This is a genomic window from Peribacillus frigoritolerans (genome assembly GCF_030676415.1).
Classification (GTDB): domain Bacteria; phylum Bacillota; class Bacilli; order Bacillales; family DSM-1321; genus Peribacillus; species Peribacillus frigoritolerans_A.
Genome location: NZ_JAUUTW010000028.1, coordinates 21,387 through 37,663, shown reverse-complemented (window position 1 = coordinate 37,663; position 16,277 = coordinate 21,387). Strand labels below are relative to the sequence as shown.

Genomic DNA, 16,277 nt, shown 5'->3' with positions numbered 1-16,277 from the left:
GATATGTAAAATCATAACAGTTTTTATGTGAATTTTCACCTTCGTATTGATAAATGTAAAGCTTCTTTCATTCTATATCCACTTTTTCACCATAAAGTTTGTCATTTAGACACATCACGAAAAATCCGCCGATTGAAATGGCGGATTTTTTCTTATGATTTCGCCTGCTCGTAAGCAGTAATGATTTTGGCGACAAGCGGATGTCTTACTACATCACTTTGTTCAAAATAAACAAAGGAAAGGCCTTTAACATTCTTCAAGATTTCTTCTACCCGGACAAGACCTGACTTTATACCTTTTGGAAGGTCAATCTGGGTCCGATCTCCCGTAATGACCATTTTCGATCCGAAACCAAGCCTGGTCAAGAACATCTTCATTTGGGCTTCCGTCGTATTCTGGGCTTCATCCAATATGACAAAGGCATCTTCAAGCGTACGGCCCCTCATATAAGCCAGAGGAGCTATTTCGATCGTTCCGCGCTCTATCATCCTTTGCGTCTGTTCCAACCCTAGGAGGTCATGGAGAGCGTCATACAGCGGCCTTAGATAAGGATCTACCTTTTCCTTCAGATCACCAGGCAGAAAACCAAGGCTTTCCCCTGCTTCGACGGCAGGCCGTGTCAGGATGATCCGTTTAACATGTCCATTTTTCAATGCATTGATGGCCATCACTACAGCAAGATAGGTCTTCCCGGTCCCGGCAGGCCCAATTCCAAATACAAGGTCCTGTTTCTTTATTGCCTGGATATAGTATCTCTGCCCGATTGTTTTGACTTTAATGGATTTCCCCTTAGCCGTTTTAGCGATTTCCTCATCATATAATTCACCGAAATACTCCAATGTGCCTTTTCTTGCCAATTCAATTGCATAAAGCACATCTCTGGAACTGATTGCAATTCCTTTTCTGACCACTGTCAATAATGCCTTGAGGATTTCCTCCCCCATCGTTACCCGCTCGATATCCCCGGCAACACTCACCGCTTCACCTCGGGTTATGACGGAAATGCCAAGCTCCTCTTCGAGCACTTTTACATTTGAATCTCCATTGCCCAATAGAGCGATCGCTTCATTGGGTGATTCTATTTCGAGCTTAATTACTTTCACATCATCTGCCATTCGTTAGTCTCCTTGAATGATTGGCTGTCCAATCGCTATATCTTCAATAACTTGGTAATGTATAGATAATTTAACTTTACCATTCTCCATGCTTTCGTGCAAAATTTTTTCTTCGACGATTTCATCTTCCTCGTCTAAATGCTTTTTCAATTCCGCTTTAGCCATTTTCTTGCCTTCCTCCACCGCTTCTTTCTCCGTATAACTCCGTACAATATCTTCCTTGCTCCTTAAGGTCACTTGTTTATAAGAAATGGGCAGTTCCCATTGAAGAAAGTGAAAAGGCCTCACTGTCGTTTCTTTTTCCTGTTTTTCATATCCCGGATCCTTGAAACCCCATACCGGAACGGAAAAGCCCCCCATTTTCAAAAAGTGCCTGCTCGTTTCATCTCCGTTAAAAACAGAAAAATTGGTTTTTAACGGAACTTCCACTTTCGCTTTATACCACGTTTTCCCTTTTATTACTCCCTGTGCGGATACAATTTCCTGTTTATCCTCTTTTCCAATCAATCCTGAAACGAGAAGCTGCCCTTTTCCTACATAATCATTCACATTAACAATAGATTGTCCTTTTTGAACGAACATATCAGTGATGATCGCCTTTTTTGAAGCTACCAAATTCTGTGGAGATGTTTTCTCGACTTCTTTAGGCTGCCGTTTTTCCACAACCCGAAAATGGTATGTCGTTCCCTTTAGCTCTACCCCTACCCATGTCAATGCACCAACACGGTCCGAGAGCTTACGCTGAATCGTATCCACATCATCAACAAAGAATTGCACTTTACCGATCTTTACGCCCATCTTGTCCAATTCTTTCCGGATGGCGTGCTCGGTTGCCGGTTTGGCATCTTGAACCTCGATGCCCCATACCATATTTGAAAGTACAAATATGCAAAGCAGGAAAGCGATCATCCCCGCTAAAAACCCGCTATTTTTCATGACTCTCTTCATTAGGAAAGGGAAACCCTTTCCCTGCATGAACTTTACTTTACAATCGCTCTTACGCATGACCTGACGGAGTTTGGGGATATCCCTGATATCCATATGGAAAATCAGGGCTTCACTTCCGACACGCTTCACTTCCCAGATATGAAGCCCCCTTCTCGTCAGCATATTAATCAGCCGTTCTGAACCTTTGCCATAAGCCTTCACCTTTACATAGCCTGTATAATAGTTTGTCCATTGGTTTTTCATGGAGACCTCCCGGGATCATTCATTGATAAAATAAACCTTGTCAATTTTGCCTTCGAGCATGATTTCTTCCGGCAAAATCGTCTTTATGACAAAGGCATTTCCCTTTATCAGCAACTGCCCATTTTTCAGCATCAATCGCACTTCTCTGTCTGTAAAAGCCAATAAGCCACGATGGTTTTCAATATAAATATGTAATTGTCCGATCATTGTAATTCGCGGCAGGTCCATCATGACATCTTGCGGAAGGTCCATTGTTTTGGTCATAAGCTGTTTCACTTTTTTTCCCCAATTGCGTGCCATAAAAAAGAACCCCCTTTCATCTCAATGTATGAAATGAAAGAGGGTTCTAGCACAAAATTATAAGTGAATGAAAGTCTATTTTTTCATGCTCATTTAATGACGGGCTTAAAAAGCCCGGGGCTCCGAATCACCTTCTGGACCTCTGAAGACTTCTCTTCGCCCTTGGCGGTCCCAGCACTTCTGACATGATGATGCCATCAATCAGCTGCTTTTTGCCAAACGACGGTCCTTTCCGGTAGACCGGACTGTTTTTATCAGAAATCGTTGATGTAAGTTGATCTGCCTTCGCTTTTTGATATAAACGCTCTTGATCGTACTTCTGCTGAATCCGCCTAAGCTCCGCAATCCTTTCATCCGCTTCGCTCTTCGTCTCATCGATCACTTCAACAGCCTGTGCTGCCTGCTGTTCGACTTTCCTTACGGGAGCAGGAGCAGGCCTTTGCTGCTGATCCCCTTGCATTTCACCTTGAAGCTCCCGCATGACCTCCTGCCATTTCTTTTTCGGAGGCGTGTTAGGATCTTGAGCCTGTTTTTTCTTTCCTAACATGGACGTTAAAATACCGATCAAGACAATGATAAGGAATGGGTTCTTGAGAAAGAAATCAATAAAATCTCCCATTTAAAGACCTTCCTTCCCTGACCTAATTATTATTATGGTTATTGTTGTTATCTTTTGGATTTTCGGATATTTTACTGATGGAACCGCGCATATCCGTATCGGCCGTGATATTTTGGATATTCATATAATCCATCACTCCAAGGTTTCCGCTTTTCAGTGCATCAGCCATGGCCAGCGGAACTTCCGCTTCGGATTGAACAACCTTCGCTCTCATTTCCTGAACACGGGCAACCATTTCCTGTTCAAGCGCAACAGCCATCGCACGGCGTTCTTCGGCCTTTGCCTGGGCTATTTTCTTATCGGCTTCGGCTTGGTCCGTCTGTAATATGGCCCCGATATTTTTACCGATATCCACTTCAGCGATATCAATGGAAAGAATTTCGAATGCCGTTCCTGAATCCAACCCTTTCGATAAAACCGTTCTTGAAATCAAATCGGGATGTTCCAGTACATCCGTGTGCATTTTAGAAGCACCGATCGTCGATACGATCCCTTCCCCTACACGGGCAATGATCGTCTCTTCACCGGCACCACCGACCAGGCGTTCAATGTTGGCGCGGACCGTGATCCTTGCCTTCGCTTTCACTTCAATACCATTCATCGCTACACCTGAGATGAACGGAGTTTCGATCACTTTCGGATTAACGCTCATTTGAACAGCCTGCAAGACATCACGACCGGCAAGGTCAATAGCTGCACCCCGTTCGAAAGGTAACGTGATATTGGCACGTTCTGCAGCAATTAATGCATTCACCACTCGATCGACATTACCGCCTGCAAGGTAATGGCTCTCCAATTGATTCGTTGAAACATTTATCCCAGCCTTATGGGCCTTGATAAGGGGATTGACGACCCTGCTTGGTATAACACGGCGAAGCCTCATCCCAACTAATGTAAATATACTGATTTTGACTCCTGCCGCTAAAGCGGAAATCCATAACATTACTGGTACGAATGTGAAAAACACTGCCAATACGATGATAGCAGCAATCACTGCCAGTACAATAAATATCGTTCCTGAAGTTATCACTTAATGATTCATCCTTCCCGTATCTTATAATTTTAATTTGAATCCGGAATTTCCCGGACGACTACCCTTGATCCTTCAACTTTAACGATAATGATTGACGAACCTTTGGAAATAAAGCTTCCTTCGGTCACGACATCCACTCTTTCTTCTTTGACCAAAGCTGTTCCTGAAGGCCTCAAATCTGTAAGGGCCTTCCCTTCTACACCTAATAAATCCAAACGATTCGGATTGCTGACATATCCTTGTTCCGTTTTTGTTGCATCGGTTAATATCATTTTCCTGAAAAATTTCATCTGTTTTCCAAACACCTTTACAAGTAGGATGAATACCAAAATGGATACGGTGACCGCAATTAGCAAGGATATCGACATATGGACCGGATCACCTGTTGCGAGGAAAAGACTCCCCACTATCGCTGTAAATCCAAGCAGCCCGATAATCCCCCCCGGGATAAAAAATTCAATTAGTACGAGAATGACCCCAATGATGAACATCGCTAACGATTCGTATCCGGTGATACCGGCGACAAGATGACCATAGAAGAATAAGACAAGACTGGTGATTCCAATGACCCCCGGAATTCCAAAACCGGGTGAAAACAATTCCATCACAATCCCGATTCCCGCTATCGTTAATAAAATGGGAACGACGATCGGGTTGGTCAAGAAGCGGGCAAGTTTCTCAGGAAAGCTTTCTTCGATTGACCGAATATCAGCATCCTCAACTCCAAGTATACTATACAGCTCCGCTTTCCCAGAGACGGTGCCTTCACTATATCCAGCTTTTTTTGCCTGTTCAGCTGTAAATGTCAGCAACTTCCCTTTTTCCGCTCCATATTCGGGTAGATCGATGTCAACATCCGCCATTGCCTGGGCGTATATGGGATCACGTCCATTTTGTTCTGCAGCAGTCTTCATGGCAGCTAACCAATAAGATTGTGCTTTCTTACCTGCAGCGTTCCCTGTTGAATCAATCACAGCCGCAGATCCCATGGTGGCACTCGGGACCATATAGATCTCATCTGCACTTAGAGAAATGTATGCCCCTGCAGATAAAGCCCTATTATTGACGTAGGCAACTGTCTTGATTGGTGAATCCGTTAGTAACTTTGCAATTTTCCCTGCTGCATCCACAGCACCTCCAGGGGTATTCACCTCGAAAACGACAAGATCTGCATCAGCTGCTTCAGCAGTGGTCAGCGCGCGTTCCAAAAAGGCCGAGAGTCCCTTTTCCACCGTTTCTTCAATTGGAACATGGTAAACGATCTTCTCGTTTGCAGAAACCGTCGATCCCCCAAAAGAAGACATGGTGAACAGCAATCCAAATAAGAGTACAGATAAATAACGCCAAATTTTCAACGGAACGCCCCCTTTCCCGTATTAAACGCGGTAAGTGCCTCTATATTCAGAAGGAAAACCTACCAGTAAATTCAGCTCGCAACTAACATTCGAATAAGGAGCAAATGAAGCAACCCTTTACTCTGTTCTTTAGTTATTACGTATGTATATGAAAAAGGTTTCAAAAAAAGCAAATAAAATTAAAAGTGCCCCTATAATCTTAGGCTTCGTTGCAATAATATACGCATAAAATTCATGAAATACACAAAAACCACAGGCAATTTGCCTGCGGTTAGGTTTCGAGTTTTAAGTTTAGAGTTTAAGATAGATGTTGTTGTACTAATTTGTTTACTAGAGAACCATCCGCTTTACCTTTAACTTTAGGCATTAAAGCTCCCATAACTCGGCCCATATCTGCTTTGGATGTTGCATTGACTTCCTCAATCGTTTGTTCAACGATTTTAGAAATGTCTTCTTCTGAAAGTTGCTCAGGCATATATGCCTCTACGTATACTAGTTCGGTGCGGACTTTATCCACGAGATCTGAACGACCTGCGTTTTCAAACTCCTGGAGGGAGTCTTTGCGTTGTTTTAATTCGCGAGAGAGCACTGTCAATTCTTCATCATCTGTTAAATCTTGTCTCTGCTTCAAGGCTTCGTTTTGAATAGAAGCTTTCAGCATCCGAATAACAGATAGTTTGTCCTTTTCCTTGTTCTTCATCGCTTGTTTCATATCATTATTTAAACGCTCGAGAAGACTCATCTTTCCACCCTCTCTTAGAATTTACGTTTTCTTGCAGCTTCAGACTTTTTCTTACGTTTTACGCTTGGTTTTTCATAAAATTCACGCTTCCTAGCTTCCTGAAGCGATCCTGCTTTAGATACAGTACGTTTGAAACGACGAAGAGCATCTTCAAGCGATTCGTTTTTACGAACGACGGTTTTAGACATCTCTTTCCCTCCCTCCGAAAACAACACACTAACTCAAGTTGTCAACATGTTATACATGTACTAAACAATTATAATATATCATCTTTAGCAGGTCAACCAATAAAATCAAACTTATTTTGAATATCATCATGTTATTATCATAATTTTTCACTAAACGATCATTCAACTTGCATGAAAATCCAATTTATAGCATGTCTCCCGTTAATGGGCCATAAGCTTACTAAGGGGTGACGGTCATGCATGAGCTATTTTTATTCCTTTTATTCATTGCGATATTTTTGGCAGGTATGTCAGTTTTACGAATCGGACTGTTCAATTTGTCCGGTGCAGCATTAAAAACTTTTCTTTCAAAGGTTACGGATAAGCCCTGGAAAGGCTTCATGGCCGGAACCATCTTCACGGGGATCCTGCAGAGCAGCTCAGCGGTCATGGTCATGACGGTCGGCCTCGTTTCCGCAGGAAGCTTAACGTTCCCGCAAACAATCGGGATTATTCTTGGAACGAATATCGGCTCCACCTTTACAGCAGAGTTCATGACCTTCTCTTTGGATCGTTGGATCATTCCCGGTGTCGTAAGCGGCGCTTTCCTTTGCTTCATGCCAAAAGCATTACCGAGAAGCTTAGGGATGTCCCTGATCGGAATCTCGGCCATCTTCGCGGCGATGAGCGGTTTTAAAACGCTTTCGACACCGATTGCAGCGAATCCATCCATTCAAACGCTCATCCATTACATAGAGAGCCATATGAGTTATGCCCTATTAGCAGGAATATTATTGACCGCACTCATTCACTCCAGTTCGGCAACCATCGGGATAGCCATGAGCTTTTTGATGAATGGGGAGTTATCCGTCTCCTCCGCAATCATCATCATGCTCGGATCGAATATAGGCACTTGCATCACCGGATACATGGCCAGCATCGGTTCTGGTAGACAAGCTGCCTTCACAGCATATGCACATATATGGCTAAACGTCATCGGAGTTGCCGCATTCCTGCCTTTTGTGGACATACTGGAAAGCACCGCTGCCTTTTTCACCGAAAACAAGGGGACACAGCTCGCCCATGCCAGTGTCATTTTCAATATCTTGACCTCTTTGGCCGTCTTGCCTTTCGCACGGCAATTCTCCAACCTCATCCTTTTGGTGCATCGGCCACACTTAAAAAAATAATGAGCTGTCCAAAAGTCATTAGAGTTTTTCTTTTGGGGGCAGCTTCGGGGGAAGATTAGACATAATATGTAGCTGCAACAGATATAAAAGGATAAATGATTACTGGTTTTAGTTAATCTTTTTATAATTGGTTTTATGATTTACTAAGTTAAAGCACTCAATATAACAGCAGCTACTATCAAAATCATCAAACCTTTATTAGAGAAAGATGTTAGATAAAAAACAGGTACTGTCCTTATAAATAAAACGGTTATTGAGGTATTACATACCCGGAATTTCACCACTCATCGTAAGCAGTGTTGATGATAAAAGAAAATTAAAAACCCGTATTTTCATTTTCCTCCTCTGTTTATGCATTTAATATAAGCACGTTTAAACCTGTTTGATACCCCCTAATATCCATTATCCACAATTAGCTTTTTTGAATTTATGGGTTCCAAAAATGATACAGGTCCAAAGGCATGGGATATCACCAGTTGAATGACAATCCGATTTATTTATGGGAGTAATAAAAAACAGGCGGAGAAAAATAATTTATTTTTCTCCGCCTGTTTTATTCTGGGACTTATTATACGTTCCCCTACAAAATCAATAATCGGAATCAGCCGTTAAGCCCTTTACGATGGAGACACCTGCACTTGCTCCAATTCTTGTTGCACCAGCTTCAATCACATTCTGGGCATCGCTCGTGTTGCGGACTCCGCCTGAAGCTTTGACACCGATATCCGGGCCAACCGTTTTCCTCATAAGTGTGATATCTTCAACTGTCGCTCCGCCGGTCGAAAAACCAGTTGATGTTTTCACATAATCCGTTCCGGCTTTTACGGCCAATTCACATGCACGGACTTTTTCTTCATCAGTCAATAAAGAAGTTTCAATGATCACTTTTGAAAGAGCCTTACCAGTGGATGCCGCTACCACAGCACGAATATCCCGCTCTACCAACTCATCATCCTTGTCCTTCAATGCGCCGATATTGATCACCATATCCACTTCGTGAGCGCCATTGGCGATGGCGTCTTTCGTTTCAAAAGCTTTGGTTTCCGGTGTGGTTGCACCTAGAGGGAAGCCGATAACCGTACAAACTTTCACTTCTGAACCTTCCAAAAGTTCACTTGCATATTTCACCCAAGTTGGGTTTACGCATACGGAAGCAAAGTTATACTCTCTTGCTTCTTCGCATAATACCTTTATTTGCTCTTTGGTTGCATCTGCTTTTAATAACGTGTGGTCAATTAAACCTGCTACATTTTGTGACATGTATAAATCCTCCTCAAAAACAATCTATAACTAGTTGTACGTACCTCTCATGATACCATAGTTTATCCACTTTGACGATATATATAGTCTTTACCCGAATGTGCCAAGAAAACACATTTAAAAAGAGGATAAAAAAAAGACAGCGATTAACCGCTGTCTTAGATATTGGATGCTTGTTGCAACGGAAAATCCTTCACGACCGTCACGAACTGACCTTCACTAAATGGATAGCCAGACTTTGTAATTTTCACTTTGACGATTTCACCGACCATTTCTTCCGAAGCCGGGAAGACGACTTTCATGTAATTATCGGAGTAGCCCTCATAAAGGCCATTTTCCAACTTCGTTTCAGGAATGACTTCAAGAACTTCCCCCTCGAATCGGGAGGCATACTCTTTTGCCAGCTGATCCGACAACGTGATAAGGCGATGGACGCGTTCATTTTTGACATCTTCATCCACTTGATCTCCCATACGGGCAGCCGGAGTCCCTGTCCGTTTTGAATAAGGGAAAACATGAAGTTCGGAGAATTTATATTTTTCTATAAAGTTATATGTCTCCATGAATTCTTCTTCGGTTTCACCTGGGAAACCTACGATGACATCAGAGGTAACAGCAAGACCCGGAAGTGCAATTTTCAGCTTTTCGATTCGATCACCGAAGAAATCCATCGTATATTTACGTCTCATCCGTTTTAGAACGGTATCGGAGCCCGATTGGATGGGTATATGCAAATGACGTACCACTTTTTTCGAATTCGTCAGCACTTCAATGATCTCATCTGTAATTTGGCTGGCTTCAATGGATGAAATACGGATACGCTTCAGCCCATCGATTTTTTCCAAGTCCCGCAGCAGCATCGCCAAATTATAGTCTTTCAAATCGTCTCCGTAGCCGCCAGTATGAATTCCGGTAAGGACTAGCTCTTTATAGCCTGCCTCGACAAGCTGTTCAGCCTGGTGAACGACTTCTTTTGGATCGCGGGAACGCATCAAGCCACGAGCCCAGGGGATGATGCAGAAAGTGCAGAAATTATTGCAACCTTCCTGAATCTTCAGTGAAGCGCGTGTACGGTCTGTAAAAGCAGGTACATCCAACTCTTCGTAGACACGGTTTTTCATGATATTTCCTACGGCATTTATTGGTTCACGTTCAACATTGAATTGCTCGATGTAATCAAGGAGTTTAACCCTGTCTTGTGTTCCTACAACAATATCCACACCTGGTATGGCCATGATTTCTGCCGGCGATGTCTGTGCGTAACATCCCGTCACCGCTATGACGGCATTCGGATTCTTACGAATGGCACGACGGATGACCTGACGGCTTTTCTTATCGCCAGTGTTTGTCACCGTGCATGTGTTGATGACATATACATCTGATGTATTTTCAAACTCAACACGATCATATCCCCCAGTTTTGAATAATTGCCATATCGCCTCTGTTTCATAATGATTCACTTTACAGCCTAATGTATGGAAAGCGACCGTTGCCATTTTCATCACCTCAAAAGTTCTACATGATAAGAAACAGCGGAAAGTGCATATAAAGGTGCTGTTTCAGTTCTTAATATTCTTGGTCCAAGACCGCAAGCCATAAAACCGGCATCAGTCAGTTTTTCAATTTCCTTATCTGCTAAACCACCTTCAGGCCCAAAAACGAATAGGATGGATTGCCCAGCGGTAATATCTTTCAAGACAGAAGCGAGTACGGAAGTTTCACCCCGTTTTGCCTCTTCTTCAAAAGCGATTAATTTATGATCGAAACCGGAAGCATACCCAGCTAGCTGATCTGCCGTCATCGGATCCTTGATGGCAGGGATAACCGTGCGGTGAGATTGCTCAGCCGCCTCTTTTGAAATCTTCTGGAGCCTCTCCAATTTCTTACCTACCTTTTTGTGGTCCCATTTTACCACCGAACGAGCAGCAATAAAAGGGATAAATTCAACGGCACCCAGTTCAGTACCCTTTTGAACGATATATTCCAACTTATCCCCTTTAGGCAGACCGCTCGCTATCACAACCCTTACAGGAAGTTCCTTTTCTTCATTCTTCCATTCGGTAACGGTCCCTATAACAGCATCATCAGTAATTTCCGAAATTTCCGCGATAGCTGTCATACCATTACCTTTCACCGTGATGATCCGCTCCCCTGGTCCCATTCTCATCACCCTGGCGATATGGTGAAAATCATCGCCTGATATCGTCACCGTGTTTCCATTGATGTCTACTTCGTTAAGAAAATACCGTTGCACACTGCCACCTACTTCGTCTAGTCTAAAAAACTCACAGGCTAACAGTCAGGAATCCAGAATGCAAGCCGTGCAAAGATTCAAGCTAAAAAAAGGTACTCTGACTATCAAAAAACCCGATAATCAGAGTAACTTTTTCAATTAATCATTTCTTTTTGCGATTATTGCCACCCAATCTTCCATCAAGATCGTTTCCTCAATGGTGAAACCAGATGCTATAATCGCATCCTTCACATCTTGTTTCTTAGTTTGAATGATTCCTGAGGCGATGAAATATCCGCCAGGTTTAACCACTTTCGCTACATCATCCGTAAAACGCATGATCACTTCGGCAAGAATATTAGCCACGACGATATCCGCTTGTTCATTCACACCATCCAGCAAATTGCCTTGTGAAACGGATACTTTATCCTGTACGTTATTTAATTCCACATTTTGTATGGCTGACTGTACTGCCACTTCATCCAAATCAAGGGACTGGATTCGTTTTGCGTCCAATAATGCAGCTGCAATGCTTAGAACACCAGAACCCGTTCCTACATCAACGACTAAATCCCCAGGCGATACTGTACGCTCCAGCGCTTGGATGCACATGACCGTCGTCGGGTGTGTACCCGTTCCGAAGGCCATGCCTGGATCAAGTTCAATGATCAATTCGTCACTGCTTACCGGAGTGTAGTCTTCCCATGTTGGCACGATTGTAAAACGTTCGGATATCTTGACGGGGTTATAATATTTTTTCCAAGCCGTCGCCCACTCTTCTTCATTCACTTCACTAATTGAAACAACATTTTTCCCAAGGTCTATATCAAAAAGAAGGAGATTATTGATTGATTCCTTAATAGCATCAATGGTATCGCCAAGGAAGCTGTTAACGGGCAGATAAGCCTTAATGACTACACCTTCATCCGGATAATCATCTGGGTTCAAGTGGTAGATTTCGCCAAAAACATTTTCACGTTCCTTGACTAATTCTAGAGGATCCTCAATGACAACACCACTCGCACCTGCCTCATGAAGAATATTCGAAACAGGTTCAACCGCTTCATTCGTTGTTTGGATTGCAAATTCAGACCACTTCATAATCTACCAACTCCCAATTTGTTCTTTTACTTCTATTCACCTATCTTTAAAAGCACGCTTTACTTTTGAGAAAAAGCCATCTTCTTGTTCATCAACACCTTGTCCGCTGATATCACTGAACTCACGAAGCAGGTCCTTTTGTTTTTCCGTTAATTTCTTAGGGGTGACCACTAATACGACCACATGCTGATCTCCTTGGCCATATCCTCTGACATTCGGAACACCTTTGCCTTTTAAACGGAAACGGGTGCTTGTTTGTGTACCTGCTGGAATCTTCAGCTTCACTTTACCATGCAGCGTCGGAACTTCTATTTCATCGCCTAATGCTGCCTGGGCAAAAGTAACCGGCATTTCACAATAAATATCATCGCCATCCCGCTCAAAGAATTCATGGCTGCGCACATGGAAGACTACATACAGGTCTCCTGCCGGACCGCCATTGATTCCTGGCTCTCCTTGGCCGGTTACACGCAACTGCTGGCCATCATCAATACCTGCTGGCACCTTGACTTGGATCTTTTTGCGTTTTTGGACTTTTCCGTCGCCGCCGCATGTTGAACATTTATTAGGAATGATTTTTCCTGTTCCTTGACAATGGTGACATGCTCTCCGGTTCACAATCCTTCCGAACGCTGTGTTTTGTTCAACATTCAATTGACCGGTTCCTTGACAATGTGAACAGTTTTCCACTTTTGTACCTGGTTTGGCACCGGATCCTTTACATGTATCACAATTCTCTTCACGCGGAATTTCGATCTCAGTATCTTTTCCGAATGCAGCCTCTTCAAAAGAAAGCGTCATCGTATACTGTAAATCCGCCCCTTGACGCGGTGCATTAGGATCTCTCCTGCGTCCGCCGCCGCCAAAGAAGCTACTGAAAATATCTTCAAAACCGCCGAAACCGCCAAAGTCCTGACCGCCAAAGCCCTGATTGGGATCTGTATGTCCGAATTGGTCATAATGGGCTTTTTTCTGTTCATCACTCAATACTTCGTAAGCTTCCTTGATTTCCTTGAATTTATCCGCAGCATCGTCCGCTTTATTAATATCAGGGTGATATTGTTTGGAGAGCTTTCGATACGCTTTTTTGATTTCATCCTTCGAAGCACTCTTCGAAAGGCCTAACACCTCATAATAATCGCGTTTACTCATATCTAAAATCCACTCCCGATTCGATTCACATAAAGGTAATATTATCACTGAACGAAGATAATAATCAACTAGAAAAGTACAAACGGCTTTAACACATTTTTGTAAATGGTATTGCCAGCCCCAATTTGCACACATTTTTCTCTAAAATCCCACGATTCCCCACCAGTGATTTGCAACAATTCCCGACAATGATTCCATTCACTGTAAAAAAAGCCAAAGTCAAGATAACCTGACTTTGACTTTTTTACAATGGCAGGCAGAAATACTGCCCAATATATCAGCGTCCCGATTGGGTCACTTTTTATTTTTTCTCTTCTTCGTTAACTTCCGTGTATTCAGCATCAACCACATTATCGTCTTGAGCAGACTCGCCAGCACCGGCTTCGCCAGCTTGCTGAGCTTTTGCCGCTTCTTCATAAAGCTTCATAGTCAAAGCTTGAACGATTTCGTTAAGCGCATCTTTTTTCACGCGGATTTCTTCAAGCTCATTTTTCTCGATTGCAGCTTTCAGTTCGTCCTTCGCCTCATTCGCTTTTGTTACTTCCGCTTCGTCCACTTTGCCTTCTAGATCTTTAAGCGTTTTTTCCGTTTGGAAAACTAATTGATCAGCTTCGTTACGAAGTTCAACTTCTTCTTTACGTTGTTTATCGCTATCGGCATTTTCTTCCGCTTCACGTACCATGCGTTCGATCTCTTCATCAGAAAGTCCTGAAGATGATTTGATGGTGATCACTTGTTCTTTGTTCGTGCCAAGATCTTTCGCACGTACATTCACGATACCATTTTTATCGATGTCGAATGTCACTTCAACTTGCGGAACTCCACGCGGTGCCGGCGGAATGTCACTCAATTGGAAACGACCAAGAGTTTTGTTATCCGCTGACATTGGACGCTCACCTTGAAGGACATGGATATCAACTGCCGTTTGATTATCAGCCGCTGTCGAGAATACTTGTGATTTACTTGTCGGAATCGTAGTATTACGGTCAATCAGTTTCGTGAATACTCCGCCCATCGTTTCAATTCCAAGTGAAAGTGGAGTTACATCAAGAAGGACAACGTCTTTAACATCCCCTGTTAATACGCCACCTTGAATTGCAGCACCCATAGCCACCACTTCATCAGGGTTTACACCTTTGCTTGGTTCTTGACCGATTTCCTTTTTGATTGCTTCAACAACCGCAGGAATACGTGTAGATCCACCAACAAGGATTACTTTGTCGATTTCAGATGCTGAAAGACCAGCATCTTTCAATGCTTGACGAGTTGGTCCCATAGTACGTTCCACAAGACCTGTAGAAAGCTCATCGAATTTAGCTCTAGTCATCGTTACATCCAAGTGAAGCGGGCCAGCTTCTCCAGCTGTGATGAATGGTAAAGAAATTTGAGTTGACGTTACGCCGGAAAGATCCTTTTTCGCTTTTTCAGCCGCATCTTTCAAACGTTGAACCGCCATTTTATCTTTTGAAAGATCGATTCCGTTTTCTTTCTTGAATGCTTCAACTAGGTAATCGATGATGACTTGGTCGAAATCATCCCCACCTAGACGGTTGTCACCAGCTGTGGACTTAACTTCGAAAACGCCGTCCCCAAGTTCCATGATCGACACGTCAAATGTACCGCCGCCAAGGTCGAATACAAGGATCGTTTGATCTTCTTCCGTTTTATCCAAACCGTATGCAAGTGCTGCAGCTGTCGGTTCATTGATGATACGTTCCACTTCAAGGCCGGCAATTTGACCAGCATCCTTAGTTGCTTGACGTTCTGCATCATTGAAGTAAGCAGGTACAGTGATAACCGCTTTAGTGACTTTTTCGCCAAGATACTCTTCAGCGTATGATTTCAAGTATTGAAGGATGATTGCAGAAACTTCTTGAGGTGAGTACTCTTTTCCTTCAATTACTTCTTTATGGTTGGTACCCATATGGCGTTTAATGGAAATGATCGTGTTAGGGTTTGTAATCGCTTGGCGTTTTGCCACTTCCCCTACTTGCCTTTCTCCATTTTTGAATGCCACTACGGATGGAGTTGTACGGTTTCCTTCTGGATTCGGGATTACTTTTGGTTCCCCGCCTTCAAGTACAGATACACAAGAGTTTGTTGTACCTAAGTCAATACCAATAATCTTGCTCATAGTTTCACTACCTCCCAATTATTTATATGTAAAAATCCTATTCGTTCACTTTTACCATTGCAGGTCGAATCACACGGTCTTTAAGAAGGTATCCTTTTTGGAATTCCTCGACGACGATGTTCGAACCGAAGTTTTCATCTTGAACTTGCATGACCGCTTGATGCAAACGCGGATCGAACTCTTCGCCAACCGAACTGATCGGTTCGATGCCTTCTTTAGTCAATGCATCAGTAATCGCTTTATAGACCATTTCCATGCCTTGAAGCAAGGATTTCGTCTGTTCATTTTCCGCTTCGATTTTTGTAGCTCTTTCAAAATTATCAAGAGCCTCCACTAAATCACTAGCAATACTTTGAACTCTATATTTTTGAGCCGCCTCCATATCAAGCTTGGCACGGCGTCTTGAATTATCAAAATCGGCCTGCAGACGAAGATAACGGTTATCCATTTCTTCGATTTTCGCCTCAAGTTCGGCAATCTTTTCATGAGCCAATTGAAGTTCATCTTTTTCAACCGGAGTTTCCTCGTGGTTTTCTTCCGCTGGAATTTCTTCTTCAGCGAAAACTGCTTCTGCAGCGAAAACTGCTTCTGCAGCGAAAACTGCTTCTGCAGCGCTTTCCTCGATTGTTTCATTTTCCAATGTTTGTTCTTCTTTTTTATTTTCTGTCACAATCTCACCTCCCTA

At 43.0% G+C, this 16,277-nt stretch carries 16 protein-coding genes; 1 reads left to right on the top strand and 15 read right to left on the bottom strand.

What is annotated here, in order from left to right; translation table 11 throughout:
* Positions 1–152: 152 nt before the first annotated feature.
* The 8 genes from Q8G36_RS21730 to rpsU form a co-directional block, all read right to left on the bottom strand.
* Complete coding sequence (locus Q8G36_RS21730; RefSeq protein ID WP_305161948.1) at positions 153–1,115, bottom strand: PhoH family protein; 963 nt, start codon at positions 1,113–1,115, stop codon at positions 153–155.
* A 3-nt stretch (positions 1,116–1,118) separates the two neighbouring features.
* A complete protein-coding gene (yqfD, locus tag Q8G36_RS21725) occupies positions 1,119–2,306 on the bottom strand; it encodes a sporulation protein YqfD (protein WP_305161947.1) in 1,188 nt (395 codons plus the stop codon).
* 15 nt (positions 2,307–2,321) lie between these two features.
* Positions 2,322–2,606, bottom strand: coding sequence for a sporulation protein YqfC (gene yqfC / locus Q8G36_RS21720; RefSeq protein WP_305161946.1), 285 nt, complete (start codon positions 2,604–2,606; stop codon positions 2,322–2,324).
* Positions 2,607–2,733: 127 nt separating this feature from the next.
* Positions 2,734–3,225: a hypothetical protein gene (locus tag Q8G36_RS21715; RefSeq protein ID WP_305161945.1), complete on the bottom strand. Its 492-nt coding sequence runs from the start codon at positions 3,223–3,225 to the stop codon at positions 2,734–2,736.
* Positions 3,226–3,247: 22 nt separating this feature from the next.
* A complete protein-coding gene (gene floA, locus Q8G36_RS21710) occupies positions 3,248–4,237 on the bottom strand; it encodes a flotillin-like protein FloA (protein ID WP_370694102.1) in 990 nt (329 codons plus the stop codon).
* Positions 4,238–4,287: 50 nt separating this feature from the next.
* Positions 4,288–5,562: an NfeD family protein gene (locus Q8G36_RS21705; RefSeq protein WP_370694101.1), complete on the bottom strand. Its 1,275-nt coding sequence runs from the start codon at positions 5,560–5,562 to the stop codon at positions 4,288–4,290.
* A gap of 349 nt (positions 5,563–5,911) precedes the next feature.
* Positions 5,912–6,355 (bottom strand): GatB/YqeY domain-containing protein, encoded by a 444-nt coding sequence (locus tag Q8G36_RS21700; protein ID WP_305161943.1) that lies wholly within the window; start codon positions 6,353–6,355, stop codon positions 5,912–5,914.
* 14 nt (positions 6,356–6,369) lie between these two features.
* Positions 6,370–6,543 carry a 30S ribosomal protein S21 gene (gene rpsU, locus Q8G36_RS21695; protein ID WP_028391853.1) on the bottom strand — a complete coding sequence of 58 codons (174 nt, stop codon included), beginning with the start codon at positions 6,541–6,543 and terminating at the stop codon, positions 6,370–6,372.
* A gap of 236 nt (positions 6,544–6,779) precedes the next feature.
* Between rpsU and Q8G36_RS21690 the strand changes: the two genes are divergently transcribed.
* Complete coding sequence (locus Q8G36_RS21690) at positions 6,780–7,712, top strand: Na/Pi symporter (protein ID WP_305161942.1); 933 nt, start codon at positions 6,780–6,782, stop codon at positions 7,710–7,712.
* Between the two features lie 588 nt (positions 7,713–8,300).
* Here the strand turns inward: Q8G36_RS21690 and deoC are convergent.
* The 7 genes from deoC to grpE form a co-directional block, all read right to left on the bottom strand.
* Positions 8,301–8,972, bottom strand: a complete 672-nt coding sequence (gene deoC / locus Q8G36_RS21685) for a deoxyribose-phosphate aldolase (RefSeq protein ID WP_305161941.1) — start codon at positions 8,970–8,972, stop codon at positions 8,301–8,303.
* 158 nt (positions 8,973–9,130) lie between these two features.
* The gene (gene mtaB / locus Q8G36_RS21680; protein WP_305161940.1) at positions 9,131–10,468 is read right to left on the bottom strand and encodes a tRNA (N(6)-L-threonylcarbamoyladenosine(37)-C(2))-methylthiotransferase MtaB; all 1,338 of its coding nucleotides are present in this window, start codon (positions 10,466–10,468) and stop codon (positions 9,131–9,133) included.
* Positions 10,469–10,473: 5 nt separating this feature from the next.
* Positions 10,474–11,226: a 16S rRNA (uracil(1498)-N(3))-methyltransferase gene (locus Q8G36_RS21675; protein ID WP_305161939.1), complete on the bottom strand. Its 753-nt coding sequence runs from the start codon at positions 11,224–11,226 to the stop codon at positions 10,474–10,476.
* Between the two features lie 138 nt (positions 11,227–11,364).
* Entirely contained in the window at positions 11,365–12,306 is a 942-nt protein-coding gene (prmA, locus tag Q8G36_RS21670) for a 50S ribosomal protein L11 methyltransferase (protein WP_305161938.1), read from the bottom strand.
* 36 nt (positions 12,307–12,342) lie between these two features.
* Entirely contained in the window at positions 12,343–13,458 is a 1,116-nt protein-coding gene (dnaJ, locus tag Q8G36_RS21665; RefSeq protein ID WP_305161937.1) for a molecular chaperone DnaJ, read from the bottom strand.
* Between the two features lie 301 nt (positions 13,459–13,759).
* Positions 13,760–15,592 carry a molecular chaperone DnaK gene (dnaK, locus tag Q8G36_RS21660; protein ID WP_305161936.1) on the bottom strand — a complete coding sequence of 611 codons (1,833 nt, stop codon included), beginning with the start codon at positions 15,590–15,592 and terminating at the stop codon, positions 13,760–13,762.
* A 37-nt stretch (positions 15,593–15,629) separates the two neighbouring features.
* Entirely contained in the window at positions 15,630–16,262 is a 633-nt protein-coding gene (gene grpE, locus Q8G36_RS21655) for a nucleotide exchange factor GrpE (protein WP_305161935.1), read from the bottom strand.
* Between the last annotated feature and the right edge of the window lie 15 nt (positions 16,263–16,277).